The 8,962-nt window shown below is 66.9% G+C and carries 9 protein-coding genes and 1 tRNA gene; 8 read left to right on the forward strand and 2 right to left on the reverse strand.

All coding sequences use genetic code 11. The features are described from left to right. From VMJ11_RS19105 to VMJ11_RS19140, 8 genes are all read left to right on the forward strand, one after another. The coding region (locus VMJ11_RS19105) for a hypothetical protein (RefSeq protein WP_325620953.1) at positions 1-185 on the forward strand (185 nt) is incomplete at its 5' end. Continuing rightward, a complete protein-coding gene (gene esaR, locus VMJ11_RS19110; RefSeq protein WP_325620954.1) occupies positions 186-881 on the forward strand; it encodes a response regulator transcription factor EsaR in 696 nt (231 codons plus the stop codon). It begins immediately after the preceding gene. A gap of 74 nt (positions 882-955) precedes the next feature. Continuing rightward, a tRNA-Phe gene (locus VMJ11_RS19115) sits at positions 956-1,031 on the forward strand. Positions 1,032-1,323: 292 nt separating this feature from the next. Beyond that, complete coding sequence (gene queC / locus VMJ11_RS19120; protein ID WP_325620955.1) at positions 1,324-2,055, forward strand: 7-cyano-7-deazaguanine synthase QueC; 732 nt, start codon at positions 1,324-1,326, stop codon at positions 2,053-2,055. Between the two features lie 199 nt (positions 2,056-2,254). Next, complete coding sequence (gene queE, locus VMJ11_RS19125) at positions 2,255-2,887, forward strand: 7-carboxy-7-deazaguanine synthase (RefSeq protein ID WP_325620956.1); 633 nt, start codon at positions 2,255-2,257, stop codon at positions 2,885-2,887. A 9-nt stretch (positions 2,888-2,896) separates the two neighbouring features. Then, positions 2,897-3,340 (forward strand): 6-carboxytetrahydropterin synthase QueD, encoded by a 444-nt coding sequence (gene queD / locus VMJ11_RS19130; RefSeq protein WP_325620961.1) that lies wholly within the window; start codon positions 2,897-2,899, stop codon positions 3,338-3,340. 368 nt (positions 3,341-3,708) lie between these two features. Further along, positions 3,709-4,491, forward strand: coding sequence for an HpcH/HpaI aldolase family protein (locus VMJ11_RS19135; protein WP_325620957.1), 783 nt, complete (start codon positions 3,709-3,711; stop codon positions 4,489-4,491). Beyond that, positions 4,488-5,228 carry a tetratricopeptide repeat protein gene (locus tag VMJ11_RS19140; RefSeq protein ID WP_325620958.1) on the forward strand — a complete coding sequence of 247 codons (741 nt, stop codon included), beginning with the start codon at positions 4,488-4,490 and terminating at the stop codon, positions 5,226-5,228. The genes VMJ11_RS19135 and VMJ11_RS19140 overlap by 4 nt, the downstream gene beginning before the upstream one ends. Positions 5,229-5,370: 142 nt before the next feature. Here the strand turns inward: VMJ11_RS19140 and rodA are convergent, their stop codons facing one another. Continuing rightward, the gene (rodA, locus tag VMJ11_RS19145; protein ID WP_325620959.1) at positions 5,371-6,537 is read right to left on the reverse strand and encodes a rod shape-determining protein RodA; all 1,167 of its coding nucleotides are present in this window, start codon (positions 6,535-6,537) and stop codon (positions 5,371-5,373) included. Positions 6,538-6,546: 9 nt separating this feature from the next. Next, on the reverse strand, positions 6,547-8,962 hold a 2,416-nt coding region (gene mrdA / locus VMJ11_RS19150; RefSeq protein ID WP_325620960.1), incomplete at its 5' end, for a penicillin-binding protein 2.

Consider the following 8,962-nt stretch of genomic DNA (forward strand, 5'->3'; position numbering starts at 1 on the left):
GCCTGAAAGCGGGCGACGTGATAGAAGGCGCGCAAATCTCGATTCTGTTTCTCCAACTGGCAGATGATGCCGTCACACCCGGGCCCGGTGGATCCAGCACGACTGGCACATCGGGTCACGGGCAGGCGCGTGCCGCCACGGTGGAGCAGGGATCAAAAGCAACAGTGCAGACAAGGGCAGCGTAAATGGCAACCATCCTGGTGGTAGATGATGAAATGGGCATCCGGGAATTGCTCTCGGAGATCCTGAGCGACGAAGGACACGTCGTGGAGCTTGCGGAAGACGCCCAGCAGGCGCGCGACTTCCGGCAGCGCCAGGTGCCGGACCTCGTGCTGCTCGATATCTGGATGCCGGACACCGATGGCGTCACGCTGCTCAAGGAGTGGGCGGCGCAAGGCCAGCTCACGATGCCGGTCATCATGATGTCGGGGCACGCGACCATCGACACCGCCGTCGAGGCGACCAAGATCGGCGCGCTCAACTTCCTCGAAAAGCCGATCGCGCTGCAAAAGCTGCTGAAGGCGGTCGAGCAGGGTCTCGCGCGGGGCACGGCCGCGCCGGTCGCGCCGGCGGCGGCCGCCAAGCCGGTGGCGGGCGGACCGGCCGTGGTGGCTTCGGCCGCGGCGCTGCCGGTGCTCGGCGCCGATGGCGTGCAGGGCATGCAGGGCGGGGCAGGCGCGGCGCACACGGCTTCGATCTCCTTCGACATTCCGCTGCGCGACGCGCGTGACGCGTTCGAGCGCGCCTACTTCGAGTACCACCTCGCACGCGAGAACGGCAGCATGACGCGCGTGGCCGAGAAAACGGGGTTGGAGCGTACGCACCTGTACCGCAAGCTCAAGCAGCTCGGCGTGGACCTCGGCAAGAGCAAGGGCGAGTGAAACACCGACTGCACTCATTTCGCGAATGGGCTTGCGCAAGTCGGCTAAGGTCGCTATACTCTCGTTTCTTCGTTGGCCCGGTAGCTCAGTTGGTAGAGCAGCGGATTGAAAATCCGCGTGTCGGTGGTTCGATTCCGCCCCAGGCCACCAGAATGCAGCCCCAGGAGATCGTTCGATTCCTGGGGCTTTTTCGTTGTCTTGCTCTTGGGCATTGCAGGCAGAGTGGTGCGCAAGGGGCAATGAGCCAGACATCGACGGTATCCGGGGTATAAGGCTCGCGCCAATGCCCGCGCAGGGGCCGCGGCCTATACTGCATGAGCCGGCGCGCCTTGTCCGCGGCGGTCCGCCCGAGCGTTTCAAGCAACCAAAGCAGCTAGCAGCTAACAGCTAGTGGCTAGCGGGTGACAGGCTCGGGCGGAAACCTCATTCACGGAGTTTCACGGTGACTCGAACAGAAGCCAAGGGCGCGCTCGTGCTGTTTTCCGGCGGCCAGGACTCGGCCACGTGCCTTGCATGGGCGCTCGACCGCTACGAGACCGTCGAGACGCTCGGCTTCGATTACGGCCAGCGTCATCGCGTCGAACTGGAGTGCCGCGAGGGCTTTCGCGCCGCGATCGCGCGCACGTTCCCCGCGTGGGGCGAGCGTCTTGGCGAAGACCACATGATCGACCTCTCGGTGCTGGGCTCGATCAGCGACACCGCCATGACGCGCGAGATCGAAATCGAAACGGCCGCGAGCGGCCTGCCGAACACCTTCGTGCCGGGCCGCAATCTGATGTTCATGACGATTGCCGCGGCGATCGCTTACCGGCGCGGGCTCAAGGTGCTCGTGGGCGGCATGTGCGAGACCGACTTCTCGGGCTACCCCGACTGCCGCGACGACACGATGAAGGCGCTCCAGGTCGCGCTCAATCTCGGCATGGACACGCGCTTCGTGCTGGAAACACCGCTCATGTGGCTCGACAAGGCCGACACGTGGCGGCTCGCGCAGCAACTTGGCGGCGAGGAACTCGTCGAGCTGGTGCGCGTCGAGACGCATACGTGCTACCTGGGCGAGCGCGCCGAGCTTCATTCGTGGGGCTTTGGCTGCGGCGAATGCCCGGCGTGCAAGTTGCGCAAGCGCGGCTACGAGGCGTATCTCGTGGGCGAGAACGTAACGGAAGCGCCGGCCTGAACGAGAGCCGTGCGGCGCATGGCAGGGTTGCCGCAGCAATGACGCAGCAAACGCGGCAACACGCGGCAGCACGCAGCAACGACGAGACAAGGGGTGGGCGACGCACGGGCGGCGCGCCCCGCCTGCACGATGAATCCGTGCCCGAGACCAACCGGCTTTCCACGAGCCTACTGCTCATGAGCCAGAACCAGGCAGCAGCATGACTTACGCGGTAAAGGAAATTTTCTACACGTTGCAGGGCGAGGGCGCGAACGCCGGGCGTCCGGCCGTGTTCTGCCGGTTTGCCGGCTGCAATCTGTGGTCGGGCCGCGAGGAAGATCGCGCCGAGGCTATCTGCCGCTTTTGCGACACCGACTTCGTCGGCACCGATGGCGAGAACGGCGGCAAGTACCGCACGCCGGAAGAACTTGTCGCGAAAATCGCGTCACTGTGGCCCGAAGGCGAGGGCAACCGCTTCGTGGTCTGCACGGGCGGCGAGCCGATGTTGCAGATCGATGAGCCGTTCGTCGACGCGTTGCATGCGGCCGGCTTCGAGATCGCCATCGAAACGAACGGCTCGCTGCCGGTGCTCGACACCATCGACTGGGTTTGCGTGAGCCCGAAGGCCGACGCGCCGCTCGTCGTCACGAAGGGCAACGAACTCAAGGTCGTCGTGCCGCAGGAAAACCAGCGCCTTGCCGACTATGCGAAGCTCGACTTCGAGTATTTCCTCGTGCAGCCGATGGACGGCCCGTCGCGCGACCTGAACACGAAACTCGCCATCGACTGGTGCAAGCGCCATCCGCAGTGGCGCCTTTCGATGCAGACCCACAAGTACCTGAACATTCCCTGAAGCGCCGTGCTGACGATCACCCGAAAACTCGAATTCGACGCGGGCCACCGCATTCCCGACCACCGCAGCCAGTGCCGCAACCTGCACGGCCATCGCTACGTGCTCGAAGTCACGCTGCAGGGCGACCTCGTCGAGACCGAGGGCGCGCCCGACCGCGGCATGGTGATGGACTTCGCGGACGTGAAGTCGCTCGCGAACCAGCACCTCGTTGATCTGTGGGATCACGCGTTCCTCGTCTTCGAAGGCGATACGCAGGTGCGCGGCTTCCTCGAAACGCTGCCGGGACACAAGACGGTCGTGATCGACCGCATCCCCACCGTGGAGAATCTCGCGGCCATCGCGTTCGATATCCTCGCGAACGTCTACGACGCGCATTACGGCGTCAATCTGCGGCTATACAAGGTGCGCCTGTACGAGACGCCGAACTGCTGGGCCGAAGTCACGCGCGACTGAAAGCGTGCGCGGCGGCATGGCTGGCGCTCGGCTGCCGGGCCGCCGCCGGGCGAGATCGCGTCGGGCGTCGCTACGCCGCGCATCGCTACACCCGGCGTCGCTACATGGGGCGTCGCTACATCGCGACATCACTGACTCGGCATCGTGCCCCGACTGCCCGCATCCCCCTTTTCCGCACTGCGCAAGACCGGGTTTTCCGCTCCGGCTCGCAATTTTTTGTCGCGGTATCATCGTTCCGACAGAGCCTGCGCAACCTCGCGCGCGGCCCGATAACACATAACGGAGCGAGACATGCCGGCTGCCGCCTCGCCGGGCGAAGCCGCCCGCGCGCGACGTGTGCGTCGCGCAGCCTCGCCGGGAGCACGGCGATGAGCACCTTCACCAACCCCCTCAAGGAACGCCTCAAGGAGGCGGAGCCGCTGTACGGCCTATGGCTTTCGATGGGCAGCGAGACCGCCGCGGAGGCGCTCGCGCACGCCGGCTTCGACTGGCTGCTGATCGACATGGAGCACACGCCCAACGACAGCGGCGACACCATCGCGCAACTGCGCGCGATCGCAGCCGCCCACCTGCCCACCGAGCCCGTGGTGCGCTTGCCGGACAGCGAGCCCTGGCTCGTCAAGCACGTGCTCGACGCGGGCGCGCGCACGGTGATGTTCCCCAACGTGAGCTCGGCCGAGGAGGCCGCGCGCGCCGTGAACCTCACGCAGTATCCCGATGCGCATACGCCCAACGGCCAGCGCGGCGTTGCGGGCGTGGTGCGCGCGGCGGCCTACGGCATGCGGCGCGACTACCTGCAAGGCGCCAATGCGCAGATCGCGACGATCGTGCAGATCGAGTCGGCGGCGGCGCTCGAGCAGGTCGAGCAGATTGCGGCGGTGCCGGGCGTCGATTGCCTGTTCGTCGGGCCCGCCGATCTGGCGGCGAGTCTTGGCCATCTCGGCGACTCGAAGCACCCCGACGTGCTCGCGGCCATGCGGCGCATCGTTGCAGCCGCGCGCGAGGCCGGCGTGGCATCGGGCATCTTCGCGATGGATGCCGCCAACGCGAAGCAGTATCGCGAGATGGGCTTCAGCTTCATCGCGCTCGCCGCCGACGTGATCTGGCTCGTGCGCGCGACACGTCAGGCGCTCCAGGAGGCGAGATCATGAGGTTGCCGAAAGCGCTTTTGGCGCAGGTTCTGGCACGTGCCGCCCGTGTGGCGGGGGCGGGCTGCGTCGTGGGCGCGGCGCTCTGTACGAGCGGGCTCGCGGCTGCGGCAGGTGCGAGCGACGTGGCTCCCGGCGCGCAATCCGATCCGCAGACGGCTGGCGCCGTTGCCGACTACAACGCCGGCAATCTCAGCGCGGCGCGCGCCGAGTTCCTGGCGGCGGCCCAGCGCGGCAACCGGCTGGCGGAGTTCAACTACGCGATGATGCTCGTGAACGGCGAAGGCGGCGCCGCCGACGTGGGCGAGGGCCGCCGCTGGCTGCGCAAGGCCGCCGACGCCAACATGTCGCATGCGCAATACGTCTACGGGAAGATGTACGACGACGGCGATTTCGTCGCGCGCGATCCGGCCGAGGCCCACCAGTGGTTCCTGAAGGCCGCGAAGCAGGGCCACGTGCAGGCGGAGCTCGCGCTCGCGAATCAGTATCTGGACGGGCGCGGCACCTCGCGCGACAACAAGCAGGCGTTCTACTGGTACAAGAAGGCCGCCGAGGGCGGCGACATGACCGCGCAATACGTGACCGGCTCGTTCTACGAGCTCGGCGGCGACGGCGTGCCGAAGAACCTGAACGTCGCGCGCGCCTACTATGCGGCGGCGGCGGCGCAGGGTGATCCGGTGGCGCGGCTCAAGTATCAGCAGTTGAGCGCGCAACTGATGAAGTCGGCGCCCGCGCAGTGAGTGGGCAGTGAGCCGGTAATGAGCCGGTAATGAGCCGGTGGTGAGCCTGCGCAACGCGCGCTGAAACGAAAACGCGCCGGGCAATGCCGGCGCGTTTTTTCTTGATCCAGGGGCGAGCGGGCACGGCTACGCGCCACGGGCATCAACTCTGCATGAGCCGCTTCTGGCGTCCCACGCTCATGATGAGGCCGATCGCCACGCCGAGCGTGGTGAGCGCCGTACCGCCATAGCTCATGAACGGCAGTGGCACGCCCACCACGGGTAGAATGCCGCTCACCATGCCGATGTTGACGAACGCATAGGTGAAGAACGCCATCGTGAGCGAGCCGGCGAGTAACCGGCCGAACAGCGTCGCGCCGTTCGCGGCGATATAGAGCCCGCGCGCGATCAGACACATGTAGAGCGTGAGCAGCACGAGGCCGCCTACCAGGCCGAACTCCTCGGAGAACACCGCGAAGATGAAGTCGGTGTGCTTCTCGGGGATGAACTCCAGGTGCGACTGCGTGCCCTTCAACCAACCCTTGCCGAGCGGGCCGCCCGAGCCGATCGCGATCACGGCCTGGATCGTGTGGAAGCCCTTGCCGAGCGGGTCGGAGGTGGGGTCGAGCAGCGTGCAGATGCGGTGCTTCTGGTAGTCGTGCATGAGCGGCCAGTTCACCTGCGGCTGGCAGATCTTGTCCTGGAACGCCGCGATCGAAGCGACCGCGATCACGCCCGCGATCAGCACCGGCACGATCAGCTTGAACGAGAGCCCCGCGAAGTAGATCACGAAGAGGCCGGAGGCGAATACGAGCACGGCGGTGCCGAGGTCGGGCTGCTTGGCGATCAGGCCGACCGGCACGAGCAGGATCACGAAGCCAACGAGAAAGTCGTACCAGCGCATCACGCCTTCGCGGCGCTGGTAGTACCACGCGAGCATGAGCGGCGTGGCGATCTTGAGGATTTCGGAGGGCTGGATCACGACGCCCACGTTGATCCAGCGCTTCGCGCCCTTGCGTGTGAGGCCGAATAGCGCGACCGCCACCAGCAAGGCTATGCCGATGGTGTAGGCCGGCACGGCAAAGCGCATGAGCGTGTTGGGCGGCACATTGGCGAGCGCCCACATCAGCACGAAGGTGAGCATGATGTTGCGCAGCTGGTCCTCCACGCGGCCCGGCACGTCGAGGCTCGCGCTGTACAGCGTGACGATGCCCACGCACAGCAGCAGGAACACCGTGAGCGCGAGCGGGCGGTCGAAGCCGAGGAACATCTTGCGCAGTGCGTCGAGCACCGCGCGCTTGTCGATCTTGTCGAGCTGGAAGAAGGGCATGGTGACTCCTTACTCGTCGATGCCGCCGGTCGCGGCCTTGGGCGGCGGCGCGAGCGTGGCCGCTTCGGGCGCGCTCGCGGGCCGGCGCGGACGATGGGGGCCAGGGCCGAAGTGGCGCGGCACGGAGGCGGGGGGCGGGCGGCTCGCGCTCGTGTCGGGCGTGCCGTTCGTGCTGGCGGTGCCGCCGTTCACGGCATCGGCTCCCGCAGGCGCGTCAGCAGCGACGTTCTGGCGGGGCTTGCCGGTCTTGCTGGCTGCCGCGGTGGGTGCAGCAGGTGCGGCGGCGTCAGCGTGCGCGGGCTGTGCGGCAGCGCCTGAAGCCGGCGTCGCGGTGGAGGCTGCCGTCGCCGCCGCAGCATCCGAAGCTGCCGCCGCTGCCGCCGCGGCCGACGCCGCGCCGGGAATCGGCAGTGCCGTGAAGCCCGCAGCGACCTTCACGGGCTGCGGTGCAACCCCGACGCCCGAGGCGCCCGACGCCTCGGCCGGTGCGCCGATCACGGGCGCCGACGCGTCCTCGGTCGCCGAAGCCGCGGTTGCCACGGCTGCCTGTTCGACGCCCGGCTTCAGACGGTCGACGAGCCAGTAGTCGAGTACGCGGCGCGCAATCGGAGCTGCCGCCTGCGCACCCCAGCCGCCGTTTTCGACGATCAGCGCAAGCGCGATCTGCGGTTTCTCGGCCGGCGCGAACGCGATGAAAAGTGCGTGATCGCGCAGATTCTCGGCGAGCGCGTGCGCCCTGTATTTGCCGCCCTGCAGCGAGAACACCTGCGCCGTGCCGGTCTTGCCCGCCGACGTGTAGGGTGCGTTGCGGAAGAGCTGATACGCCGTGCCCGACGGATTCATCGTCACGTTTTCCATGCCGCGCTTCACGACGTCGATGTCGGCCTGGCTCACGTTCAGGCGGCCGCTCTCGCTCGGCACCGTGAGGCGCTCCTGCTTCGTGATCGGATTCTCGATCTCCTTCACGAGGTGCGGCTTCATGAGAATGCCGTTGTCGGCGAGCGTGGCCGTGGCGTGCGCGAGCTGCAGGATCGTGAACGAGTTGTAGCCCTGGCCGATGCCGAGGCTGATGGTCTCGCCCTCGTACCACCTCTGCTGCTCGGGCTTGCGGTAGGCCTTGCGCTTCCATTCGGTGGAAGGCAGGATGCCGCGCGCTTCGCCGGCGATGTCGATGCCGGTGAGCTGGCCAAAGCCGAGCGGCTTCATGAAGTTCGCGATGTTGTCCACGCCGAGATCGTGCGCGAGCATGAAGAAGTAGGTGTCGTTCGACACCATGATCGCGCGGTTCATGTCGACCCAGCCCTGGCCCGAGCGCACGTCGTTATTGAAGCGGTGCCCGCCGAACATGTAGTAGCCGGGGTCCGAGAAGCCCCATTGCGGCGTGCGCTTGTGCAGCGTGAGCGCGGCGAGCGCCATGAACGGCTTGTAGGTCGAGCCCGGCGGATAGGTGCCGTGCAGCGGGCGGTTCAGGAGCGGGTGATCGGGCGAGTTGTTGAGCTCGTCCCAGGTCTGCTGGTCGATGCCGTCCACGAACGCGTTCGGGTCGAAGCTCGGCGCGGAGACGAACGCGAGAATGTCGCCGGTGGAAGGTTCGATCGCGACGAGCGCGCCGCGCTTGCCCGCGAAGGCCTGCTCGGCCACCTGCTGCAGGCCGATGTCGATCGACAGCACTAGGTTGTTGCCGGGCGTGGCCTGCGTGCGCGAGAGCGTGCGCACGGGACGGCCGCCCGCCGTCACCTCGACTTCCTCGAAGCCCGTGAGGCCGTGCAGTTCGGTTTCGTAGCTCTGCTCGACGCCGATCTTGCCGATGTAGTCGGTGCCGTTGTAGTTGTTCGCGTCGAGACGCGGATCGTAATGCTCGGGATCGCTGTCGTTCTGGTCGCTCGCGTCGTCGATGCGCTCCTGGTCGCGCTGCGAGATGCGGCCGATATAGCCGATCACGTGCGCGGCCGTCGGCCCGAGCGGGTACTGGCGGAACAGGCGCGCGCGCACTTCCACGCCGGGGAAGCGGAAGCGCTGTGCGGTGAAGCGCGCGACTTCGTCGTCGGTCAGGCGCGTGCGGATCGGCAGGCTCTCGAAGTTCTTCGAGTCTTCGAGCAGCTTCTTGAAGCGGCGCCGGTCGCGCTGGTCGATCGGGATCACGGTCGAGAGCTGGTCGATCGTGTTGTCGAGCGTGTCGGTGAGCTTCGAGGGCGTGATTTCGAGCGTGTACGCCGAGTAGTTCTTGGCGAGCACGACGCCGTTGCGGTCGGTGATGATGCCGCGGTTCGGCACGATCGGCGCAACGGAAATGCGGTTTTCGTCCGCCTGCAGCGAGTACTTGCTGTGGTTCCAGACCTGCAGGTAGAGAAAGCGGAACGCGATCAACCCGAAGCAGACGAACACGAACAGCCCCGCCGCCGCGACGCGCAGGCGGAACTTCGAG

This window comes from Paraburkholderia sp., from assembly GCF_035501035.1.
Lineage (GTDB): Bacteria > Pseudomonadota > Gammaproteobacteria > Burkholderiales > Burkholderiaceae > Paraburkholderia.